The following is a 23,307-nucleotide window of genomic DNA, read 5'->3' on the forward strand; positions in this document are numbered from 1 at the left end:
TATGAAATTTGCAAAGGAGCGGGCGCAGGTCATCTGTGACCAACTGAAAAAGGCCGCGTGCCTGCAGCAGCAGGAACTGACGGATTGGCAGGTAAAGGAAGGGTTGTTTCTGCGTCCGGAGGAAGCGGAAACAGACGAACAGGCGTGGGCGGCGTTCGACAGCCGCACCATGCACTGGTATGGGCCGGATCGGCACGATTGGTTCCGCGCCACGCTGACCGTGCCGAAAAGCTTTGACGGGCGGCCGCTTTGGTTTCGCATCCGCACGCAGATTGACGAGTGGGACGACGGCAAAAATCCGCAGTTTTTGCTGTTTCTCAACGGCAGTGTTGTGCAGGGACTGGATATGAATCACCGTGAGGTGCTGGTGACGCGCAGCGCCAAGGCGGGAGAAACTTACCAAATTGACCTGCAGGCGTATACCGGTATTCTGCACAGGGAGTTTCAGTTGCTGGGCGAGATGCTGGAAATCGACTCGGAAACCATGGGGCTTTACTATGATCTGCAGGTGCCGCTGTGGTCGCTCAGCCGGATGGAGAAGGACAGCCAGTCCTGCCACGCCATCGAAACCGTTTTAAACGATACGGTCAATTTGATTGACCTGCGACAGGCGCCGTCGGAGGCTTTCGCGGCTTCTGTGAAAAAGGCGCGTGCGTATATCGGGCAGAAGCTTTACACAGAGCTTGCCGGGCATGACGAGGTGATAGCGACCTGCATCGGCCATACGCACATCGACGTTGCCTGGTGGTGGACGGTTGACCAGACACGTGAAAAGGTGGTACGCAGCTTCTCTACGGTGCTTAAACTGATGGAGGAGTATCCGGATTACAAATTTATGTCCAGCCAGCCGCAGCTGTACCAGTTTCTCAAGGAGCGTTACCCGGAGCTGTACGCCAAGGTCAAAGAGCGTGTCAAAGAGGGTCGCTGGGAGCCGGAAGGCGGGATGTGGCTGGAAGCGGACTGCAACCTGACCTCCGGCGAATCGCTGGTGCGGCAGTTTCTGCACGGCGAGCGGTTTTTCCGCGAGGAGTTTGGCAAGGAAAACCACATCCTGTGGTTGCCGGATGTGTTCGGCTACTCCGGCGCGCTGCCGCAGATTGCGAAAAAGTGCGGCATTGATTACTTCATGACCACGAAGCTTTCGTGGAACCAGTTCAACAAGATTCCGTATGACACGCTGCGTTGGCGCGGCATCGACGGCACGGAGATTTTGACGCACTTCATCACGACGCTGGGTATCGGCCAACCGACCGGTAACTTTTTTACCACTTACAACGGCATGCTGCATCCGGATGCGGTCATGGGCGCGTGGGAGCGCTACCAGAACAAAGAAATCAACAACGATGTGCTGATTGCTTACGGCTACGGCGACGGCGGCGGCGGCCCCACCCGCCAGATGCTGGAAACCTCTAAGCGCCTGGAAAAGGGTTTGCCCGGCGTACCGAAGGTGCGCCAGACGTTTGCCGGCACGTACTTCCGCGAACTGGACGAGCGCGTTTCTAAAAATCCGCGTCTGCCGGTGTGGGAGGGCGAGTTTTACTTCGAGTATCACCGCGGCACCTACACCTCTATGGCGCGCAACAAGCGGGCAAACCGCAAAAGCGAGTTGCTGCTGATGGATTTGGAACTGCTTTCTGTACTGGCGCAGCGTGCCGGTGCGGCGTACCCGGCACAGGAGCTGGAGCAGATGTGGAAGACGGTGCTGCTCAACCAGTTCCATGACATTCTGCCGGGCAGCGCGATTCACGAGGTGTATGAGCAGACCAAAAAGGAGTACGCGGCGCTTGCGGCGCAGGCGGGCAGCCTGCTGCAGGAACGTCTGCGCCTGCTGGCGGGAACCGGCGATGCACAGGTTGTGTTCAACACCCTCGGTTTTGTGCGGGACGATGTGCTCCTGCTGCCGGACTGCACAGCGGCAGCTTTGCGCCTGCCGGACGGCACCGCCGCGCCGGTGCAGCAGTGCGCGGACGGCGGCGCGGCCGCGTATGTGACCGGTCTGCCCGCTAAGGGCTATGTCAGCCTGCAGCCCTGCGAAGCGGCTGCCGCCGAAAATCCGCTGCACTGCACGGAACGCGGCATTGAAACGCCGTTTTACACCGTGCAGTTCGGCGCGGATGGTTGCCTTGCCTCTGTGTGGGACAAGGAAAACCGGCGCGAAGTGCTGCAGGCGGGCAAGTCTGCCAACCTTATGCGCGTGTACGAAGACAAGCCGATGTATTACGACAACTGGGATATTGATATTTTCTATAAAGAAAAATACTGGGATGTGACAGATGTCACCTCCCAGCAGTGGACCGAACGCGGCCCGGTGCGCGCAACGCTGCAGATTGAGCGTCGGTACCAGAATTCGCTGATTCGCCAGAAGATTCATTTTTACGCGAACCTGCGCCGCATTGACTTTGAAAGCTATGTGGACTGGCACGAACATCAGCAGCTGCTGAAGGTGCACTTTCCGCTGGCCATTCACACGGACGAGGCGACGTTTGACATTCAGTTTGGCAACGTGAAGCGCAAGGTGACGCAAAACACCAGCTGGGAAGTGGCGCGGTTTGAGTCCTGCGGGCACAAGTGGGCCGACCTTTCCGAGGGGGGATACGGGGTTTCCCTGCTCAATGACTGCAAGTACGGTCATTCTGTACACGACGGCGACCTTGCGCTGACGCTGATTAAGTCTGGCATCGAGCCGAACCCGACCACTGACCAGGAGGAGCATTTCTTTACGTATTCCCTGTATCCGCACGCAGGCTCTTGGCAGGAGGGCGGCACCGAGCAGGAAGCTGCAAAGCTGAACCAGCCTGCTTACGCAGTGCCGGGTAAGGCGGGGCTTTCCTTTTCCCTGCTGTCTGTGGACGCGGCACACGTTCTGTTGGAAACCGTCAAGCAGGCGGAGGACGCCAGCGGTACGGTGGTGCGCGTGTTTGACTACAAGAACCAGCGCGGGCCGGTTACTGTGACCTGCGGCAAGCCGGTTCAGTCCGTTACCGAGTGTAACCTGGTGGAAAAAGAACAGGGCGCGGTGCCCTGCGGCGAAAACAGCTTTACCTTCCAGATTGCGCCGTATGAAATTAAGACCTTTAAAATCCGCTTTGCGGAATAAGCAGGCAAAGGCCGCCGCAAAAGCGGCTTTTGTGTTTTTTAGGAGGTACCCGTGAGTTACAAAGAGCATTGGAAACGCTTTCAGCAGCAGGCAGCCGATTTGGTTGCGCAAATGACCGTGGAAGAGGCGGCCTCGCAGCTGACTTATGCCGCACCGGCGGTTGAGCGGCTGCACATTCCCGCATACAATTGGTGGAACGAAGCGCTGCACGGCGTGGCGCGCGCCGGTACGGCAACGGTTTTTCCGCAGGCCATCGCGCTTGCAGCGATGTTTGACGAAACGGAAGTTTTCACAATGGGCGGCATCATCGCCGAAGAAGCGCGTGCGAAGTACCATATGCAGGCGGCTGCAGGCGACCGCGACCTGTACAAAGGGTTGACCTTTTGGTCACCCAACATCAACCTGTTTCGTGACCCGCGCTGGGGGCGCGGACAGGAGACCTACGGCGAGGACCCGTTTTTAACCGCGCGCCTTGGCTGTGCGTATGTGAATGGCCTGCAGGGAGATGGCCCATATATGAAAGCAGCTGCCTGTGCCAAGCATTTCGCAGCGCACAGCGGCCCCGAAGCCACCCGTCATGGCTTTGACGCGCACGTGAGCGCGCACGACCTGTGGGACAGCTATCTGCCCGCATTTGAAACACTGGTAAAAGAAGCACACGTGGCGGGTGTGATGGGCGCCTACAACCGCGTAAACGGCGAGCCCTGCTGTGCCAGCGCAAAGCTGAACGCCCTGCTGCAAGACTGGGGATTTGACGGCTACTTTGTCGGCGATGCGTGGGCACTGCACGATTTGTACCAGTTTCATCCACTGACGGAGGGGCCGGTGGATACCATGGAGCGGTCGCTGCCTGCCGGCTGTGACCTGGACTGCGGCGACACGTACCTGCACGCCATGGAGGCTTACCGCGCAGGGCGCATTGCGGAGGCGGACATCCGCGCGGCGGCGGTGCATCTGTTTACCATCCGCTTCGCGCTGGGAGAGTTCGCACCGGATTGCCCCTATCGGGATACTCCCTTTTCCGAAGTGGACAGTGAGGAAAACAACGCGGCGGCGCTGCGCATGAGCGAAAAGTCCGCGGTGCTGCTGAAAAACGACGGTTTGCTGCCGCTGAAACTTGCGTCCATCAAAAACATCGGTGTCATCGGCCCGAATGCAGACAGCGTGGAGGTGCTGCGCGGCAACTACTGCGGCGAAGCCTCCCGATGGGAAACGAACCTGCGCGGTGTGGAGGATTATGTCGGGGATAAGGCGCGGGTGCGCTACGCACAGGGCTGCCATCTTTACAAAACCAGCGTGATGGATTTGGCACAGGAAGATGACCGCCTGAGCGAAGCCTGCGCGGTGGCGCGGCTTTCCGATGTGGTGGTTCTCTGCCTGGGGCTTGACCCGACACTGGAGGGTGAGCAGGGCGACGCCGGCAATGAGTTTGCGGCGGGCGATAAGCGCGACCTGTCGCTGCCCGCACCACAGCAGCGGCTATTGGAGGCAGTTTGTGAAACCGGAACACCGGTGGTTCTGGTGATGAACAGCGGCGGTGCGATGGACCTTCGCTATGCGCAGGAACACTGCGGCGCGGTGCTGCAGGTTTGGTACAGCGGCGCACATGGCGGTGCGGCGCTTGCGCGGTTGCTTTTCGGCGCAGCAGCCCCCGCCGGACGGCTGCCGGTCACGTTCTATCAGGATGTAAACGACCTGCCCGGCTTTGAGGACTACACCATGACAGGGCGCACATACCGCTACTACCGCGGCACCCCGCTATACCCCTTCGGGTACGGGCTTTCCTACACAGTCTTTGCGTACAGCGACCTGCGCATAGCAGCGGACAGGCTTTGCGCGGGCAGCAGCCTGAAATTGGAAGTCTGCGTTGCAAACAGTGGCACCTGCAATGCGGATGAAGTAACGCAGGTGTATCTGCAAAAACAGAATGTCGGGGCGGCAGACCCGATTTTTCGGCTGTGCGGGTTTTGTCGCACGCACCTTGCGGCAGGTGAAAGCCGACAGCTTTCGTTTGAGATACCCGCGGAGCTGTTTTACACGGTCGCGGAAGATGGCAGCCGGGCATATGTGCCGGGGAGGTATACGGTGTATGTCGGCGGTCACCAGCCGGACGCGCGCAGCTTTGCGCTGACTGGCAGCCGCGTGCTGCACGCCGGCGTGGAACTGCTTGCAGCGGACTAAATAGATGAAAAAAAGAGTCACGGCATTTACAAACAATGCCATGGCTCTTTTTTGATAGGGCAGATAACGTTACGCAAGCCCCCAGGTTTCCACACAGGAAAGCTGCGCGTCGCCGCCGTCCGCGCAGAGGAAGATGCCGGTGCTCTCCGCAGCGGGGTAGAGGTTGGAGGACAGCACGGTTCTGCCGCTGTCTGTAAAGACCTCCACGGAACAGGTATCTGCAAACACGTGCAGGCGCAGTTTCTTTTGCTGTGCGGATTCCAGCGGGCAGCGCTTGATACCGGCATCGTGCGGGGAGGAAGCACTGCGGTCAAAAATCAGTTCTCCCTGCCGCAGATCGCAGGTCAGCACCGTCTGCTCTGTTTCCGAGCAGCGCATCAGCAGGCGAATCTGTGTGGAAGTGGAGGCAGTTAGGTCAAAGTCTGCCAGCAGCTCAAAGTGTATGCCGTCCCCTGCGTGCAGCGCAAGCGGTTCACTGTCGTGCAGTGTGACCGATTCGGTGCGCCAAGCGTCTGTGCGCAGGGTTTGCAACTCTGAAACCGGGTGAAAGGCAAGCCTGCCATCGGCACACATGGTCACTTCCCGCGGCAGGCTCATGTGCCCGCACCACCGGTCCTGCTGGGTTGGGCCAAAGCCGTTCCACCACGGCATCCAGTCCCAGCCGTTTGCCCAACCAATTACAATGCGGCGGCCCTGTGTGTCGGGAAAGGACTGCGCGGCGTAAAAGTCAAAGCCCCAGTCCGTTTCGCCCAGCGTTTCTGCAGAAAAAGCACCGGTATCGTAGTCGAATCGGCCGGTCAGGTAAGTGGCCTTCCGATTGTCGAACCCGACAGGAGAAAACAGCAGTACGCCGGTGCCGCCCAGTTCAAAAAAGTCTGGGCATTCCCACATACGACCCTGCTGCGGGCTGCCGCCCGCGAGTTGGGAAATGAACCTCCAGTGCAGCAGGTCGGCGGAGCGGTACAGCAGCGCCGCGCCGCTTTCCTGCTCCTGTGACGCGATGACCATGTACCAAAAATTACCGTGCCGCCAAACTTTCGGGTCGCGAAAGTCGCTCTGGCGGCTGCCGGAACGCTTTAAAACCGGATTTCCGGCATACTTTTCAAAAACGACACCGTCGGTGCTCTGCGCCAGGCACTGCACTTGTCGCTCTTCACCGCCCACGGTGCTAGCGCCGGTGTAAAGCAGCGTCAGCCGCCCATCCTTTTCGACCGCGCTGCCGGAGAAGCAGCCGCCGTGTCCGCTTTCGTAGTCTTCACTGGGGGCGAGCGCCACAGGCAGGTGCTCCCAGTGTACCAGGTCCCGGCTCACCGCGTGCCCCCAGTGCATCGGCCCCCAGGAGGAACCGTACGGGTTGTGCTGATAAAACAGGTGGTACTGTCCGCCAAACTGAATCAGCCCGTTGGGGTCGTTCAGCCAGCCCGCCGGCGCCATGAAGTGATACTTCTGACGGAAACGGGGGTTGACAAGGCGGCTCGTTTCCCGGACGGCGAGGGTTGCCTTCTGTATATTCTGTGCGTGCAGTTTTTTGGACATTGCAAATCACCTGATCCTTTCTTCTGTCAATTTTCAGCTGGTCGGGCGTGTCTGCGTGGTGTGCTTTCTGTGCAGCAGATAAGCGACGGCGAACAGTGCTGTGGCAGCCAGAACGATGACCGCGGTCAGCAGGTAGGTCTGCCGCAGGCCAATCCACTCGCTGACGTAACCACCGCCGGTGTTTCCCAAAATACTGCTGATGCCGGACTGCGCAATGACCAGTGCGCTCTGCCCGGTGGCTTTGTGGGCGGTGGGCACTTCGCGGTTGATGTATGTGACCATGCTGTAAAACAGCAGCATGGAGGTAATGCCCTGCAGTGCCTGCGCAAAAATGACCATGCCGATTCCCTGCGCAAAGAAATAAAGCAGCATCCGCGCGCCCAGCAGGAATCCGGTAAACGTGACAATGGTAAAGATATTGATTTGGTTAAACCGGCGCGAATACTTTGTAATGAGCAGCAGCACCGGTACTTCGCTGATGGAAGACGCGCACAGCGCGACACCGAGCAGGGTGCCGGAAGCAGTCATTTCCTTGGCATAAATGCCAACAAACGAAATATTAAAGCTCAACGCAAAGAAAAGTACACAGGAAAAGCCGATTAACAGAATCAGCCGCCGCCTGTTAAAGGGTTTGCTCTCAGCAGGGGCGCTGTCCGGCACAGCGGCATCCGGTTTCGGCTGCTCTTTCGGCAGCAGCGCGGTGGAAAACAGGGCAAGCAGCAGCAGACCGGCGCACAGCGCAAACAGCAAGCTGAGGTGGTCGTTAAAAAAGTTGCCGAGCAGCAAGACCACCACGGAGTAGCCAATGGAGCCGCCCATGCGCACTGCACTGTAATTGTAGCCGGAGCGTGTCAGGTAGTCGACGGAAATGGTGTCGCTCAGTGGCTGAATTGCCGTGTAAAACAGCATAAAGACCATTGTGATGATTAGGTAAAAGACATAGCCGGTGTGCAGGGAATACAGCAGAACGGAGAGCACACTGCCGATTAGGGAAATCGTCAGCACCAGGCGGTGCCTGCCGGTGCGGTCACTCACCATGCCCCAGACCGGCTGTACAAACAGCGAAAACAGCGGCCCGACTGTGGTCAGCGTCCCGATTTCGGAAAGCGAAAAACCGGCTTTCATATAGTAAATGCTGATGTAGCCGCCGTACACGGCAATGCCGGCGTACAGGAGCGTGTAGTATAGAAAATACAGCTGCTCAGGATACTTTCTGAATTTGTTCATAAGCCCTCAACTCTGCGTGCCTGCAAAAAATCGGCGCAGCCACCGCATTCTCTGAAAAAATGAAGAGATTTCTGTATACTTGTTTGATAGATAAAACCGGATAAAGTTTTCCGGCGACGTAAAAATAATTTTCAGGGGTGGTATCATAATGAAACGAAAAAATTTGCGGGTTTTGTGTGTGGCGGCAGTTACCGCTTTGCTTTTGGCCGCCGCAGGTTGCGGTACAGCAGGGAAGACCGCGCGGCTCCCCGTGTCACAGCCAAATAGGGGATAAACCTCAGCACTTCCGACAGGTACGGGGAAAACCAGTCAAACAATTGGGCAAGTCAAAAGCTTTGCATCGTTTGAGGCGCAGTTTCCATCATCACAATCGGCGGCAAGCTCTTTTTTGCGTTACTAAAACGCTCGGTTTGGATTTTCTGTAGAGTATCCTGCTGACCTTAAAAAAACGGACAGTGCCGCAAATGGGGAAGGACAGACTTTCGCATCACAGGACGGCAGTGTGAAATTTACAGCTTTTGGTCAGAACAACGCGCAGATGCTGACATCGGCGGCATATTTAAAGCAGGTGCTTCAGACACTGCATGGCCGGGTGAGTTACCATGCACAAACAGCAAAAGGGTATGCGGTATCGTGGACAGACGGCAAGACCATCGGCTATGAAACCGGGATTGTCGGCAAAGGTTCCATTGACGGTTATATTCTGCAGTATCCAGCTTCACAAAAAGTGAAGTTTGATACCGTGATTTCACACATCAACAGCAGTTTGCAGGCACCGAAAACGGACCAATCGCATTAACGGACTGCTTCAAAAGCGACCAAAGGCGCCTTGCGGGAAAACCGCGGGTGCCTTTTTTGCGTGGAAGGGTGTTTTAGCAGAAGGTGGTTGTCCGGTTTAGTGTTTCCACCAGCTGGTCCAGTTCTTCTTGCGTGTAGACTGCGCCGAACATAAACAGGTTGCGCAGGGGCATATCTCGCATCCAGTCTGCCTGCACGTGTAAGTTGTCACAACCGGCTTTTGTTAGAAACTCTTTTAAAACTGCGCAGGTGGCGGGTTTGTCCCAAGCTTCAGCGGTCAGGGTGTGGCGGGTAAAGATGTGGGGCCTCGGTTCGGCGGGATGCACGGTTACAGAAGCGCAGAGCGGCGTTTCTGCACTGGAGCCACCCGCTAAAATCTGAAACACACCGTCTTCCACCGTCCAGTCCTGTGCCGCGGCATCGTAGTAAGCGAAGGCACGCTTGGAAAGCGGGAATGAAACGGTTGCTTCCTCGCCAGGCTGCAGTTCCACACTGCGGAAAGCACGCAGTTCCTTTTCCGGACGCGGAATGCTGCTTTCCATGTCGTGCACATACAGTTGCACGGTTTCACGGCCGGCACGGCTGCCGGTGTTTTTTAGGGTCACGCGCACGGTCAGCGTTTCGCGATCGGTCAGTTCTGCGCGGTCGGTTTCAATGGACAGGTAGGAGAAAGTGGTGTAGGACAGCCCGTGGCCAAACGGAAAACACACCGGCACCTGCTTGGTGTCGTAATAACGATAGCCGACAAACACGCTCTCGCGGTATGCTACAAAGTCGGGGCTGGTGATAGGGAAGTTGAGGTATGAGGGGTTATCCTGCAGCTTTCGCGGAAACGTTTCTGCCAATTTGCCGCAGGGATTGGCACTGCCGAACAGGATGGCGGCCTGTGCGCTGCCGGTGGCCTGCCCGCACAAATAGCTTTCCAGAATGGCAGACACTTGCTCCGTCCACGGCATTTCCACCGGAGAGCCATTGCTCAGGACGACAACGGTGTTTTTCTGCGCGTGCGCAACCGCCTGGATCAGGGCGTTGTGGCTTTCGGGTATCCGCATATGACTGCGGTCGAACCCTTCGGATTCATAGGCATCCGGCAGACCGGCAAAAATCACCGCCGCGTCCGCTGCAGCTGCCGTCTGGACAGCTGCAGCAATACGCACTTCGTCCGGCCGGTCATCGGTCAGGGTATAGCCCTCACTGTAAGAAACGGTGAGCTGCGGCGCCGCTTTGCGAATTTCCTCCAGCGGCACGTCCAGTGCGGTCGGGTGAATATGAGAGCTGCCGCCGCCCTGGCAGCGCGGTGTTTTGGCAAATTCGCCGATTACCGCAAGGCTGCCGGTTTTCCGCAGGGGCAGAGTACCGTCGTTTTTGAGCAGCACCATGCAGTGTTCCGCAATTTTCCGGGCAAGTGCGTGGTGCTGCGCATAGAGTGCTTCCGGTGTTTTCGCAGGGGCAGGCTTTTTGTGTGCTGCGGCTTTTTGGGCAAGTTCCAAGACTCTGGTGACGCATCGGTCCAGTGCTTCTTCGGAAAGGGTGCCGTTCTGCACGGCACGGATGATTTTTTGCGGCCCGATGGCGCAGCCGCCGGGCATTTCCAAGTCCAGTCCGGCGGCAATGCCGCGGTCACGGTCGCTGACCGCGCCCCAGTCTGACATGACCAGCCCCTGAAAGCCCCATTCACCACGCAGCAGATCGGTCAGCAGGCGCTTGTTTTCTGCACAGTAGGTGCCGTTGAGCCGGTTGTACGCCGCCATGACCGTCCACGGCTGCGCTTCTTTTACCGCTGTTTCAAAGGCGGGCAGGTAAAGCTCACGCAGGGTGCGCGCGTCCACGGCGGTGTCGGTGGTCAGGCGGCCGGTCTCCTTGTTGTTGGCAGCAAAGTGTTTGAGTGAGGTACCCACACCCTGCTTCTGCACACCGCGGATGTACGCTGCCGCAAGCGTGCCTGCCAGACAGGGATCTTCGGCGTAATACTCAAAGTTGCGCCCGCACAGCGGTGAGCGCTTGATGTTGACGGCGGGGCCGAGCAGGACATCCACCCCCTGCGCGCGGCATTCCTCGCCCAAAGCTTCCCCAAGTTCCTCCAGCAGATTGGGGTCCCAGGAAGCGCCGAGTGCGGAGCCGCTGGGGAAGCAGGTGGCAGATGCGCTCTCGCCGGGTACGCCGGTTTCACGGCGCAGGCCGTGCGGCCCGTCGGAAACGGTGACCTGTGGTACGGAAATTGATTGCGGGCAGGCGGTGTGCCAGGCATCCGCACCGGTGCACAGGCGCGCCTTTTCCTCTAAAGTCAGTTTGGACAGAATTTCTGAAATCTCCATTTTTAAAGCTCCTTTTCCGGTCGGCACTGCCGGTGTCAGGTGGAGTCCCGCTGCACGAAGCTGACGGGCAGAATCGTGCACATCGGCACAATTTCCCCCTTGATTTCGTCGAGCAGCAGTTCAAAGGCATATTTGCACAGCTGCTTAATGGGCTGGTGGACGGTGGTGAGCGGCGGGGCGGTGAGCGCGGCGATGTTGACATCGTCAAACCCGACCAGTTTCAAGTCTTCCGGAATGTGCCGGCCGGCCTTGGCAGCCACCTGTATGACCTGCGCCGCGATGATGTCGCTGCTGGCAAAGATGCCGTCCACATCCGGATGCTTCTGAAACAGCTTTTGAATATTGTCATAATAGGACAGGGAGGAGAATTGGTCTTCGTTAGTGGAAACAACGATTGACTCGATGCCGTTTTTGCGGCACGTTTCCTCAAAGGCGCTGCTGCGCTGGTTGGCAGTCATGTGCAGGGAAGGAGAGCCGCAGATGTGCGCGACTTTCCGGCAGCCTTTCTGAATCAGATGTTCGGTAGCTAAGGAGCCGCCTTGGTAGTTATCCGAAGAAACATACGGGATTCGGTCGCTGAGGATGCGGTCAATGGAAACAATGGGCGGACCCTCCTGAATCTCATTGCGGATATCCATGCTGCGGCTGCAAAGAATGATACCATCCACTTTGTAACCCTGCAGCATACGGAAATATTCCAGTTCCTTGTCCCGCTCAAAGTAGGAGTTGCAGAGAATGATTTTATAATTCATTTTGGAGGCGTAGTATTCCAAATACTGTACAATCATACCGAAATAAGGGTGGGTGACGAACGGCACCATCACGCCGATGGTGCGGGTGTATTGCCGGAAAATGGACTTGGCCAGTTCGTTGGGCACATAATTGAGCTCTCGCATGGCATCGTGCACTTTTTTTCGGGTTTCGTCGCTGATGTAGCCCCGGTTGTTCAGCACGCGCGATACCGTGCCAACGGAAAGTCCGGCCAGCTTCGCGACGTCTTTAATATTTGCCAATTACAATCCTTCCTCACGTTTCGGCAGGGGCGCAGGGCGCCTGCCTGTGGTACCATATATGAATTGCTTATCCTTTCGGAATTCTATGTAAGCTTATCATTTTTTTTTCGATAAAACAAGATATTCCGGCAAAAAAACGAAAATTGGAGGAGTTTAGCGGGCAGGAACTGCGCAAAAACAGCGAATCTTTATCAGGCTTCCCAGATTTTCTATCAATATGTTATCATGAATTACGAGATTATGTATGATAAATCTATCACAAATCGGGAGAAATTCAAAAATGGCTGAGGATATTGTTGGTCGATAAATACATAAATATCTTTATATATTAAAAAAAATATTAAAAGATTATACATCAACGTATTGACATACACGGAAACCGGATTTATAATGCAAGTGAATTGAGCAGGCAAGTTGTACATGAATACGCAGAAATGTGGGAATCATTTAACGTTTCGAACATTCTCACGCAGTCAATCGCTTCAGTGAAAGAAAGAAGGATAAAAATGAAAAAAACACGTATTGTATCAGCGACCCTCGCCGCCGTGCTGACTGCCTCCACCCTGTTCACAGGATGCGGGCAGACCGGAACCACCTCTGCAACAGGCGGCTCCGCAGCCGGCTCTACCACCGGTTCGACCGGTAAAGTCAGCATTACCATGCTTAACAGCAAAAGCGAAATTGCACAGAAGCTGCAGCAGGCGGTGGATACCTTTAACAAAACCAACAAGGACGGCATCACCATCAGCATGACCACCGTTTCCTCCAGCTCTACGGTGGATGAAACCATGATGAGCAAGTACGCCTCCGGCAATCCCTGCACCATCAACATGGTGGATCCGGTCAACATTGCCTCCTATGCTTCCAAGTCTGCCGACCTTTCTTCGGAATCCTGGGCAAGCCAGATTAACGACTCCTTTGTTGATTCCCTGAAAGTGGACGGCAAGATTTACGCATTTCCCTTTGCGGTGGAAGGCGACGGCCTGATTTATAACAAGAACACCATCGAAAAGGCAATTGGCGGTACCTTTGACCCGACCAGCATCAAAAGCCAGGCAGACCTGGAGGCACTGTATAAGAAGATTCAGGCAGGCGGCGTAACGCCGGTGGAAATTTCCCATGACGACTGGTCGTTGGCTTCCCACTATCTCGCGCTGGCATATACGGGGCAGGACAGCTCTACTTCCGAAACCCAGTACTATAAGGACTTAAAGAGTGGCAAAGAAAGCCTTGCCAACAACACCGTTTACAACGGCCTGGTGAATCTGCTGGATCTCAACAAAAAGTACAACATCTACAAGGCTTCCCCGATGTCCTCTGATTACAATACATCCGATCCAAAGAACATCGCTACCGGCAAGGTCGCGTTTTGGTTTAACGGCGTGTGGGTTATGCCGAACGTTTCGCAGTTCCTGACCGGCGACCATGCCAAGGATGAGCTGGGCTTCCTGCCGTTGTATGCCGGCGGTAAGACAGACGGCAACATTATGGCAGGTGGCAGCAAGGTCATTTTGATTGACAATACCAAGTCCACACCGGAGCAGCGCAAAGCGGCAAATACCTTCTTGAACTGGCTTGCGACGGATGACGCGGGGCAGAAAGCACTGAGTGTCGACATGGGCATTATCTCTGCATTCAAAGACTCCAAGTACACCCCCAGCGACAGCCTCTCTAAGTCGATGGTCAGCTACATTAAAGCGGGCAAGACCTTTGTTGGCGCGAACCTTTCCGGCGATTATTACACCAAGGTCGGCGCATACCTGCAGCAATATCTGACAGGCAACATGGACAAGTCCACCCTGACAAAGTCAATCGACAGCTACTTCCAGTCCGCTTCCTGGGTAAAATAACGGCCGCAGGCACGACAGCCTTTCGGCGGGCAGCGAAAGCCCCGAAGCAAGCAGATTGCCTGAGCGGGATTTTCACGCGGCATATTCCGGCGCGCTCTGTTCGCAGATTTGACAGCGCGGCAGGATATGCCGATTTTTATCTCCTGTGAAAAATCGCAAAAGGCCGGGCGCTGCCCGCGCGGACTGCAGAAAGAGGTATAAAATGGGACAAAATAAAAAGTGGTATGACTTCAAATTTTTTCTGGCGTTTGCGGCGCCGACCGCGTTCATATTCGTTACGGTGATGCTGATTCCGTTCATTTACGGGCTTGCCATGTCCTTTACAGACACCAACGGCATCTCCAGCACCAACCAGTTTGTAGGTCTGCAGAACTACATCAAGGTGTTTCAGGACAAAGTTTTCTGGACCTCCATGGTGGTCACGCTCAAGTACGTACTGGGCTGCGTGGTGCTGACCAACCTGCTGGCATTCATCATCGCATACCTGCTGACAACGGGCATCCGGGGTCAGAACTTCCTGCGCGCGGCATTTTTTACGCCGAACCTGCTGGGCGGCATTGTGTTGGGGTTGGTGTGGCGCTTTGTGTTTCAGAATGCGCTGGTTTACGTTGGCACCTCGCTGCACATTCCGATTTTTGAGCAGTCCTGGCTGGCAGATCCGAACAAGGCGCTGGTCACGCTGATTATCGTGACCGTGTGGCAGCTTTCCGGCTATATGATGATTATTTATGTGGCGGGCTTTATGGGGATTTCCAGAGATGTGCTGGAGGCCGCCGACATCGACGGCTGCAACTACTGGCAGAAGATTGTGAAGGTGGAAGCACCGCTGATGGTGCCGTCCTTTATCATCTGCCTGTTTCTGACGCTGTCCAGGTGCTTCATGGTCTACGACGTCAACATTTCGTTGACCAAGGGGGAACCATTCGGCAGCACGGTGCTGGTGTCGCTGAATATTTATCGCGAAGCATTTAATAACCAGAACTACGGCACCGGTCAGGCAGAAGCCTTCCTGCTGTTCCTGATCATCGCTGCAATTTCCCTGACACAGGTTTATTCAGGCAAAAAGATGGAGGTGGAACAATGACACCAACAGCAAAAAAGCCCTTTCGCTGGGGCAAGTTTTTCAGTACAGTGCTGCTTTGGGTTCTGCTGCTGATTTTTGTGTTGCCGTTTGTGGTGGTCATCATCGACGCCTTCAAAACCAACGCGGAAATCATGGACAACCCGCTGGCGCTGACCTCGCAGCCCACATTCCAGAACTTTGTGGATGCGTTTAACCAGATGAACTACATGAGCGCGCTGTTCAATACGGTGGTACTGACCATTGTCAGTGTGGCACTGATCGCCATTGCTTCTGCCATGACGGCGTACTATGTGGTTCGTTCCAAAAGCAAGGCAGGCAAAATCCTGTTTTATGCATTGATTGCCAGCATGATGGTGCCGTTTCAGGCCATCATGATTCCGCTGGTCACCATTTACGGTCACATGGGGGTTCTGAACAGCCGCCCGATGCTGGTGTACCTGTACATTGGCTTTGGCTGCGGCATGGGAACATTCATTTTTCACGGCTTCATCAAGACCGGCGTGCCGATTTCACTGGAAGAGGCAGCGCGCATTGACGGCGCGAACCTGCGCCAGACGTTTTTCCTGATTGTGCTTCCGCTGCTCAAACCGGTGTTTGCAACCCTGGTGGTGTTGGACGTTTTGTGGGTATGGAACGACTACTTGCTGCCCTCGCTGGTTTTGACGCAGCCGAATCAGCTGACACTGCCGCTTTCCACGTACTCGTTCTCCGGGCAGATGTCGGTCAACTTCGGCCCGCTGATTGCGTCGCTGATTATGACGATTTTGCCGGTTCTGATTATTTACATCTTCCTGCAGAAATATATTGTGGAAGGCATCGTTGCGGGTGCTGTGAAGACCTGACCGTGTGTGACATTCCTGACGGAATGAAATTGTATAGCAAGGACTAAAACATTATGAAATTTAACAATCAAATTATGCTGATTACTTATGCGGACAGCATGGGAAAAAACCTCAAGGAACTGGACAGCGTCCTGCAAAAACATTATCAAGGGGCGGTCGGCGGCGTGCACATCCTTCCATTCTTTCCTTCTTCTGCAGACCGCGGGTTCGCACCGGTTCGGTACGACATTGTCGATCCGGCTTTCGGGGATTGGGAGGACATTCGGCGCTTGTCTGAGCGATACTACCTGATGTTTGACTTTATGATTAACCACATCTCCCGCCAGTCCCAATATTTTCAGGACTTTGCGGCAAAGAAGGACGCATCTCCCTACCGGGATATGTTTATTCGCTACAAGGAATTTTGGCCCGGCGGCGAGCCGACCCAAACGGACATTGACCGCATCTACAAACGCAAGCCGCGCGCACCGTATGTGGAGGTTCCCTTTGCGGACGGAACCAGCGAAAAGGTCTGGTGCACCTTTGATGATGAGCAGATTGACCTGAACTTTCAGAGTGAGGTCACCCGGCGCTATGTGCGCGATACGCTGCGGTTTTTGGCGGCGCGCGGTGCGGCGATTATCCGTTTGGACGCTTTCGCGTACACGGCAAAGAAGAGGGGAACCAAGTGTTTTTTTGTCGAGCCGGAAATCTGGGAAATCCTTTCTTCTGTTCAAAAGGATTTGGACGACAGCGGGCGCATGATTTTGCCGGAAATGCATGAGCATTACACCATTCAGCTCAAGCTTGCCGAAAAGGGTTACTGGGTATACGACTTCGCACTGCCCATGTTGGTGCTTTACACCCTGTACTTGCACGACGCCGCTCCGCTGAAACATTGGCTGACCATTTGCCCGCGCAGGCAGTTTACCACGCTGGATACCCACGACGGTATCGGCGTGGTGGACGTAAAAGACCTGCTCACGGACGAACAGGTGGAAAAAACGCAGAATTGCCTGTTTGAGCAGGGTGCGCACGTGAAACGCGTTTATAATTCCGAATTGTACCACAACATGGACATCTATCAGATCAACTGCACCTATTACTCTGCTTTGGGCAACAACGATGACGCGTACCTGCTGGCGCGCGCCCTGCAGTTCTTTGCACCGGGGGTGCCACAGGTGTATTATGTAGGAATGCTTGCCGGTGAAAATGATATTGCGCTTCTGGAAAAGACCAAGCAGGGGCGCGATATTAACCGCCATAACTATACGACTGCAGAAGTGGACACCGCGATGCAGCGCCCGGTGGTGCGGCGGCTGCGCAGCCTGATGCGTTTTCGCAACAGCTGTCCCGCGTTTGACGGCGCGTGCACACTGGCAGATACCGATGACCATACCATCGAAATTCATAGGACTGCGCACGGCTGTGAGGCAGTTCTGCACGCGGATCTTCCCAGCCGCAAATTCGTCATTACCACGCGGGACGCGCAGGGCTGTGAAACGACCATCGATTTAGACAACGACTAACAGGAGGGCATGACTATGCCGGAGTGGCTCAAAAAAGCAATCTTTTATGAGGTGTACCCGCAGTCTTTTCTGGACACCAACGGGGACGGTATCGGGGATATCAACGGAATTACCCAAAAGCTGCCGTATATCCGAAATTTGGGCTGCAATGCCGTATGGATAAACCCCTGTTTCGACTCTCCCTTTATGGATGCGGGCTACGATGTGCGGGACTACAAAAAGGTTGCGCCGCGCTACGGAACCAACGAAGACCTGATCCGGCTGTTTGAAACCGCGCACACGCTGGGGATGCATGTGCTGCTCGACCTGGTGCCGGGGCATACCTCAGAGGAACACCCGTGGTTCCGGCAGAGCAGCCTTGCCCGCGAAAACGAGTTTACAAACCGCTATGTTTGGACTGAGGGCGTTTGGGATTACCCGGTGGGCTATCATTTTATCAGCGGCCGCTCTCAGCGTGACGGCAACTACTTGGTGAATTTTTTCAGTACCCAGCCGGCGCTAAACTACGGGTTTGCCAAGCGTACCGAGGCGTGGCAGATGCCGCCGGAGCACCCGGCCTGCGTGGCAACGCGTGAGGCGATGAAAGACGTCATGCGCTTTTGGCTGGATCGCGGCTGTGACGGGTTCCGTGTGGATATGGCAAACTCTCTGGTCAAAAACGATGATGAGCAGAAGTCGGCAACTGGTGCTTTGTGGAGGAATGTGCGCGAAATGCTGGACACTGCCTATCCGCAGGCGGCACTGGTTTCCGAGTGGAGTCAGCCGGAGCAGGCGCTGCCCGCCGGATTTCACTGCGACTTTTTCCTCAATGAAAAGGGCAACGGATACTACCGCCTGCTGCGGGACACAGACGAAGCAGGCGGAAAACCGAACAGCTTCTTTTGCAGGGACGGTGGGGGCGATGTTCTGCCGTTTCTGGAGGAATTTCAGCAGCGGTACCGCAGCACTAAAGACCGCGGTTACATTGGGTTGATTACCTGCAACCACGACACCGAGCGTTTGGGTGGAAGCCTGACACCGCAGGAAATCAAATTGGCCTATGCGTTTCTGTTTACCCTGCCGGGTGTCCCATTCCTGTATTACGGGGACGAAGTCGGGATGCGCTACCGGAAAGGCATGGTCAGTAAAGAGGGCGGTTACCGCCGCACGGGCACCCGCACGCCAATGCAGTGGACCGCCGGGCAGAATGCCGGTTTTTCAGAAGCGCCTGCCGCAAAGCTGTACCTGCCGGTGGATGACGCGCCGGATGCGCCGAATGTGGAAGCACAGGCGGGGCAGGCAGAGTCCCTTTATGAAACGGTGCGCAGCCTGCTGCACCTGCGTGCGCAGTACGCACAGCTCAGCGCGGATGCGCCGTTTGAGGTGTTGTACGTACAGAAGCGGGGCTGTCCGCTGGTTTACCGGCGCGGCAGTCTGGTCTTTCTGCTGAACCCGTCGGCGGCTGTGGCGGCTGCGCCGGTACAGGTGCGGGGCAGTCTGCTGTACGCCATCGGCACGCCGGTAAAAATGACGGCGGACAGCGTGTTGGTGCCGCCGCAGTCCTTTTCCGTGGTGCAGGAAGACGCGGCGGAGTGACACCGGCACAAACCTGATTTTTACAGAAAGCTGGTTGACTGTATTGGCGGTTGCACAAGTGAATTTTTTGTCGGAATCCTTAAAGAAAATTGTTCCGTTTTACGCGGTTCTCCCCATGGAACAGCGCAGGCAGGACGGCAGCACAGAACCGTTCCGCACGCTGTACCTGCTGCATGGCTATTCAGGCAACTACACCGACTGGCTGTACAACACGCGGATTCAGCAGCTGGCGGACTGGTACCGTATTGCTGTGGTTATGCCCTCCGGTGACAACAGCTTTTACACGGACAACGGCCCGAAAGAGGAACGGTACGCCACGTTTCTGACACAGGAACTGCCTGCGTTTACCCGCGCGCTGTTTCCGCTTTCCGCGAAGCGGGAGGACACCATGCTCGGCGGCTTTTCCATGGGCGGTTACGGTGCGTTTTACAACGGTCTGCGCCACCCGGAGGTTTTCGGCTCCGTCATTGCGCTTTCTTCCGGCTTCATTTTGGATCGCGTGCTGATGCTGCAGCCGGGGGAGCACGACAATATAGAAGGCTATTCGTTCTATGAAAGCGTGTTTGGCGATTTGTCTAAGCTGCGCGGCGGCGACTGCGACCCCGAAGCGCTTGCCGAAAGACTTGCCCGTTCCGACAAACCTCGCCCCCGCATTTACCTTGCCTGCGGTACAGAGGACGACCTGCTCGGCCCGAATCGCGCGATGCGTGACCGGCTGCGCGCACTGGGCTTTGACTTTACCTATGAGGAAGGACCCGGCGAACACAATTGGGCGTTTTGGGATTGCTATATAGAGCGTGCGCTGAAAGTCCTGCTGGGGGAGCCGAAAAAGAACTGAGCCTGTAAAAAAGGAAATTGCTTCGGCAAAACCGAGGCGGAACAGGAGCAGAATACCATGGCATTATTAGAGTGCAATTTTGTGTCTTATTCTTTGGAACACGGTGTGAACATCACCGTAACGCTGCCCACACTGAGTTCCTGTGACTTTGCGGACAATCCGTGTCACACGCCGCGCGCAAAGTATCCGGTTTTGTACCTGCTGCATGGCAAAGGGAACGACTATCAGTCGTGGCTGCGCTACACGGGCATCGGCCGTCTGGCGGAAGAACAGCAGATTGCTGTTGTGACTTTTTCCTGCGGCAATCGGTTTTACCTCAATTGCCCGAACCACGAAAACTATTTTGACTTTTTGGAGCAGGAACTGCCGGAGTTTGTCAGCGGAAACTTCCCGATTTCAGATCGTCCGGAGGACCGCTACCTTGCCGGTCTTTCCATGGGCGGCTACGGCACACTGATTCACGCGCTCAGCTGTCCGGCACAGTATGCGGCGTTCGGCGCGTTTTCTTCGCCAGTTCGCACGGTGACGGCATCACAGGAGATTTCCGGCGCGCCGGATGTGCTTGCCCTGCTGGATGGACTGCAGAAAGCCGGCGGGAAGATGCCGCAGGCGTATCTGGCGTGCGGCACGGAGGATTCGCTGTTTGCGGATAATCGGGAACTGGAAGAAGCCTTTGCCAGTCGAGGGGTGCCACACGTTTGGCACGCGGTGCCGGGTTATGCGCATGAGTGGCGTTTTTGGGATATGGAAATCGTGCGCTTTTTGGACTGGCTGAAAAAAGAGGTGCGCACGGATGCCTATGCGCCGCTTCCGCTGCACAAGATTTGACGGGACAGTGGCAAAGTGAGAAAATGATACGGATGAAAAATAGAATGCAGCAGGGAGTGGGAAAATGTTTGACATCACAGCAGTGGGCGAACTTCTGATTGATTTTACACCGGCAGGCAGCAATGAGGCCGGCAATGCGCTGTTTGCGAGAAATCCGGGTGGCGCACCCGCCAATGTGCTGGCGGCGGCAGGCCGCTTGGGCTGTCGGACTGCCTTTATCGGTAAGGTTGGGGCGGACGGATTCGGCCGATTTTTAAAAGCAACGCTGGAGCAGAACCAAATCTGTACCGAGAATCTGGTGTTCAGTTCCCAGGTACACACAACGCTTGCGTTTGTGCAGCTGGATGCGCACGGCGACCGTTCCTTCGCGTTTTACCGGAACCCGGGCGCAGATATTCTTCTGAAACCGGAAGAAGTTAAGCCGGAGTTGCTGCGCAACACCGGCGTGCTGCATTTCGGTTCCGTTTCGCTAACCGATGAGCCAAGCCGCTCCGCAACGCTGTATGCGGTGAAAACCGCAAAGGAAGCCGGTGCGGTCATCAGCTATGATCCGAATTACCGCGCGCCGCTTTGGAAAAGCGAGCAGGAAGCCAAAGAGCAGATGGGCGCGGCGCTGCCGCTTGCCGATTTAGTGAAGCTTTCCGAGGAGGAAATGGAGATGCTGACCGGCGAGCAGGATCTTTTGACGGGTGCACGCCGGATTCAGGCGCTGGGCGTGACGCTGGTTCTGGTCACACTGGGGCCGAAGGGCGCCTTTTATTTGCTGGGAGATGCTTTTGGCACATTGCCGACTTACGATGTGAAAACAGTGGATACCAACGGTGCGGGCGACACCTTCTTTGGGGCGGTGCTTTTCCGCCTGAAGGGCAAAGCCTTGCAGGAAATCCGGGCATTGCCGGTTTCAGAGTTGGAGGAAATCGTTTCATTTGCAAATGCGGCCGGTTCTATGGCAACGGTCAAGAGCGGCGCTATTCCGGCAATGCCGACCTTGGAAGAAGTTGAGCGCTGCCGCCAAACGGTTCCGCTGCTGCAGGCAAATTTCTGAGTTTGCAGGCGCAGCGCAAAGCGAACGGTACAGATAAAAAAGCGCCTGAAACAGGAGTTATCAAACCCGTTTCAGGCGCCTTTTTTATTTGTAAATTCTGTGTGCTTAGTGTTTTTCAGAAAGGAACGTTACCCAGTCAACAAAAGCATTCAGGTACTGCTGCAAAAAAGCTTTGGTAGAATCATTTGTAATCTGACCGTTTTCATCCAAAAAAGCGTTTGCGTGACCCAGGTATACTTCCGGTTGCTGCAAAAGCTGGAGGTTCAGGAAGGAAAGGGGCTGGCGCAGCTGCTGGTTCGCCCCGAAGCCACCCATGCCGCCGGGCGATACGCTGATGATGCCGGCAGGCTTGCCATCCCATACGTTTTGACCGTAGGGGCGGGAGGCAATGTCCAGTGCGTTTTTCAGCACGGCGGGAAAGGAACGGTTGTACTCCGGCGTGACAAACAGGCAGCCGTCCAGTGCTTTTACTTCGCTACGGAACTTTGTCCAGGCGGCAGGCGTGGTGCCCTCGTCGTCAAAGTCCTGGTTGAACATGGTCAGCCCGGAAAGGTCAATTTCCCGCATTTTAAAATTTTCCGGCGCCAGAGTTTCCAGGTACTTTGCGACCGCGCGGTTATAAGATGCCTTTCTTAAACTTCCGACGAAAACACCGATGCTTTTTTCCTTCATGATAGAGCCTCCTTGCTTTTATTTTTGTATTGGCTTTAGTATACCGATTTCATAGGCGTTCGTCAAGGAAATTCCGCGCCGGTGCGTTTTTTGCTTTATTTACGCCAGTAACGGCTGCAGTCCCTGGTGCGTTCCAGGTAACCGTATTCAATCAAGTAGCGGCGCAGCATTGCGTAGTCTGCATAGATATTCCCAAGGATATCATTGACTTCTTTTTCCGTGTAGTTGCGTCCCACTTCAAACTGTTCTGCAAGTTTGCGCAGAATCACAATCTTTTTCTTTTCTTTTGCAGAAAATATTTTCAATTTCAGCGGTTTCAAGCTCTCGAAAACGTTGCCGAGAATTTTCTCGTATTCTGTTTCAGTAATATTGTAGCGATCGTCTACCATGATGGCCCCCTTGTGTACAGGCAGGATTTGCGCCTGCTGTTTGTTTTTTCTCTCCTCCACCAGACTCCATACAGCCAGATAAAGCTTGGCGGCTTTCGCGCGCTCGCGAAACATGAAGCGCTGATGCCGAACGGTGGAGGGAGAAATGCTGAGCTGCGCTGCGGTTTCTTTGTCGGACAACCCTTTATAAAACAAGGTCAGCAGTTCTTTCTGCTTGTCTGTCAGCGAAAGAATTTCCGAACTGCCACGCAGAAGTTCTTCCAGGCGGTCGGCGTGCTGTTCCTGTAAGTGCTGCTGCAGGGCGCGTTCCGCAGTGTAAAAATGTTCGCCAAAGGGGTAGACTTCCCCTGTTTCAAAGCGCTGGCCGCAGGACAAGCAGATTAGCGCACCGTCCGTACCGCGGATATATCCGTTTTGAAGTTCCGTTAATGTCGCGTCTTCGTAAGACTGCATGATATTCTCCTTGCGTTTATAAATTGAATAATCATATTATAAAAAAGATTATTTAA

General features: G+C 55.4%; 17 protein-coding genes. 11 read left to right on the top strand and 6 right to left on the bottom strand.

Features of this window, described 5'->3' with window-relative positions; translation table 11 throughout:
* Position 1: 1 nt before the first annotated feature.
* Together PXC00_RS01075 and PXC00_RS01080 are read left to right on the top strand one after the other, a co-directional pair.
* Complete coding sequence (locus PXC00_RS01075; RefSeq protein WP_275844649.1) at positions 2-3,097, top strand: alpha-mannosidase; 3,096 nt, start codon at positions 2-4, stop codon at positions 3,095-3,097.
* Positions 3,098-3,148: 51 nt separating this feature from the next.
* Positions 3,149-5,278: a glycoside hydrolase family 3 C-terminal domain-containing protein gene (locus PXC00_RS01080; protein ID WP_316935043.1), complete on the top strand. Its 2,130-nt coding sequence runs from the start codon at positions 3,149-3,151 to the stop codon at positions 5,276-5,278.
* Between the two features lie 69 nt (positions 5,279-5,347).
* On the opposite strand, the gene PXC00_RS01085 is transcribed toward PXC00_RS01080, so the two are convergent.
* Complete coding sequence (locus PXC00_RS01085) at positions 5,348-6,814, bottom strand: glycoside hydrolase family 32 protein (protein ID WP_275844648.1); 1,467 nt, start codon at positions 6,812-6,814, stop codon at positions 5,348-5,350.
* A gap of 33 nt (positions 6,815-6,847) precedes the next feature.
* Positions 6,848-8,041, bottom strand: coding sequence for an MFS transporter (locus tag PXC00_RS01090; RefSeq protein ID WP_275844647.1), 1,194 nt, complete (start codon positions 8,039-8,041; stop codon positions 6,848-6,850).
* 502 nt (positions 8,042-8,543) lie between these two features.
* Here PXC00_RS01090 and PXC00_RS01095 point away from each other — a divergent pair.
* Positions 8,544-8,840: a hypothetical protein gene (locus PXC00_RS01095; protein WP_275844646.1), complete on the top strand. Its 297-nt coding sequence runs from the start codon at positions 8,544-8,546 to the stop codon at positions 8,838-8,840.
* A 73-nt stretch (positions 8,841-8,913) separates the two neighbouring features.
* On the opposite strand, the gene PXC00_RS01100 is transcribed toward PXC00_RS01095, so the two are convergent.
* Together PXC00_RS01100 and PXC00_RS01105 are read right to left on the bottom strand one after the other, a co-directional pair.
* Positions 8,914-11,154 carry a glycoside hydrolase family 3 C-terminal domain-containing protein gene (locus PXC00_RS01100; RefSeq protein ID WP_275844645.1) on the bottom strand — a complete coding sequence of 747 codons (2,241 nt, stop codon included), beginning with the start codon at positions 11,152-11,154 and terminating at the stop codon, positions 8,914-8,916.
* Positions 11,155-11,189: 35 nt separating this feature from the next.
* On the bottom strand, positions 11,190-12,167 hold the full coding sequence (locus PXC00_RS01105; protein WP_275844644.1) for a LacI family DNA-binding transcriptional regulator: 978 nt from the start codon (positions 12,165-12,167) through the stop codon (positions 11,190-11,192).
* Positions 12,168-12,673: 506 nt separating this feature from the next.
* On the opposite strand from PXC00_RS01105, the gene PXC00_RS01110 reads away from it, so the two are divergent.
* From PXC00_RS01110 to PXC00_RS01145, 8 genes are all read left to right on the top strand, one after another.
* Positions 12,674-14,017 (top strand): ABC transporter substrate-binding protein, encoded by a 1,344-nt coding sequence (locus tag PXC00_RS01110; protein ID WP_275844643.1) that lies wholly within the window; start codon positions 12,674-12,676, stop codon positions 14,015-14,017.
* A gap of 202 nt (positions 14,018-14,219) precedes the next feature.
* The gene (locus PXC00_RS01115) at positions 14,220-15,101 is read left to right on the top strand and encodes a carbohydrate ABC transporter permease (RefSeq protein WP_275844642.1); all 882 of its coding nucleotides are present in this window, start codon (positions 14,220-14,222) and stop codon (positions 15,099-15,101) included.
* Positions 15,098-15,943 carry a carbohydrate ABC transporter permease gene (locus PXC00_RS01120; RefSeq protein ID WP_275844641.1) on the top strand — a complete coding sequence of 282 codons (846 nt, stop codon included), beginning with the start codon at positions 15,098-15,100 and terminating at the stop codon, positions 15,941-15,943. The genes PXC00_RS01115 and PXC00_RS01120 overlap by 4 nt, the downstream gene beginning before the upstream one ends.
* A gap of 53 nt (positions 15,944-15,996) precedes the next feature.
* Entirely contained in the window at positions 15,997-17,451 is a 1,455-nt protein-coding gene (gene gtfA, locus PXC00_RS01125) for a sucrose phosphorylase (protein WP_275844640.1), read from the top strand.
* Positions 17,452-17,466: 15 nt separating this feature from the next.
* Positions 17,467-19,026 carry an alpha-amylase family glycosyl hydrolase gene (locus tag PXC00_RS01130; protein WP_275844639.1) on the top strand — a complete coding sequence of 520 codons (1,560 nt, stop codon included), beginning with the start codon at positions 17,467-17,469 and terminating at the stop codon, positions 19,024-19,026.
* 58 nt (positions 19,027-19,084) lie between these two features.
* The gene (locus PXC00_RS01135) at positions 19,085-19,864 is read left to right on the top strand and encodes an alpha/beta hydrolase (RefSeq protein ID WP_275844638.1); all 780 of its coding nucleotides are present in this window, start codon (positions 19,085-19,087) and stop codon (positions 19,862-19,864) included.
* 57 nt (positions 19,865-19,921) lie between these two features.
* Positions 19,922-20,692: an alpha/beta hydrolase gene (locus PXC00_RS01140; protein WP_275844637.1), complete on the top strand. Its 771-nt coding sequence runs from the start codon at positions 19,922-19,924 to the stop codon at positions 20,690-20,692.
* Positions 20,693-20,756: 64 nt separating this feature from the next.
* Positions 20,757-21,737 carry a carbohydrate kinase family protein gene (locus PXC00_RS01145; RefSeq protein ID WP_275844636.1) on the top strand — a complete coding sequence of 327 codons (981 nt, stop codon included), beginning with the start codon at positions 20,757-20,759 and terminating at the stop codon, positions 21,735-21,737.
* A gap of 105 nt (positions 21,738-21,842) precedes the next feature.
* Here the strand turns inward: PXC00_RS01145 and PXC00_RS01150 are convergent, their stop codons facing one another.
* Together PXC00_RS01150 and PXC00_RS01155 are read right to left on the bottom strand one after the other, a co-directional pair.
* Positions 21,843-22,409, bottom strand: a complete 567-nt coding sequence (locus PXC00_RS01150; RefSeq protein WP_275844635.1) for an NADPH-dependent FMN reductase — start codon at positions 22,407-22,409, stop codon at positions 21,843-21,845.
* Between the two features lie 95 nt (positions 22,410-22,504).
* A complete protein-coding gene (locus PXC00_RS01155; protein ID WP_275844634.1) occupies positions 22,505-23,251 on the bottom strand; it encodes a DUF2087 domain-containing protein in 747 nt (248 codons plus the stop codon).
* Between the last annotated feature and the right edge of the window lie 56 nt (positions 23,252-23,307).

The organism is Caproicibacterium argilliputei (assembly GCF_029211325.2).
GTDB classification, from domain to species: domain Bacteria; phylum Bacillota; class Clostridia; order Oscillospirales; family Acutalibacteraceae; genus Caproicibacterium; species Caproicibacterium argilliputei.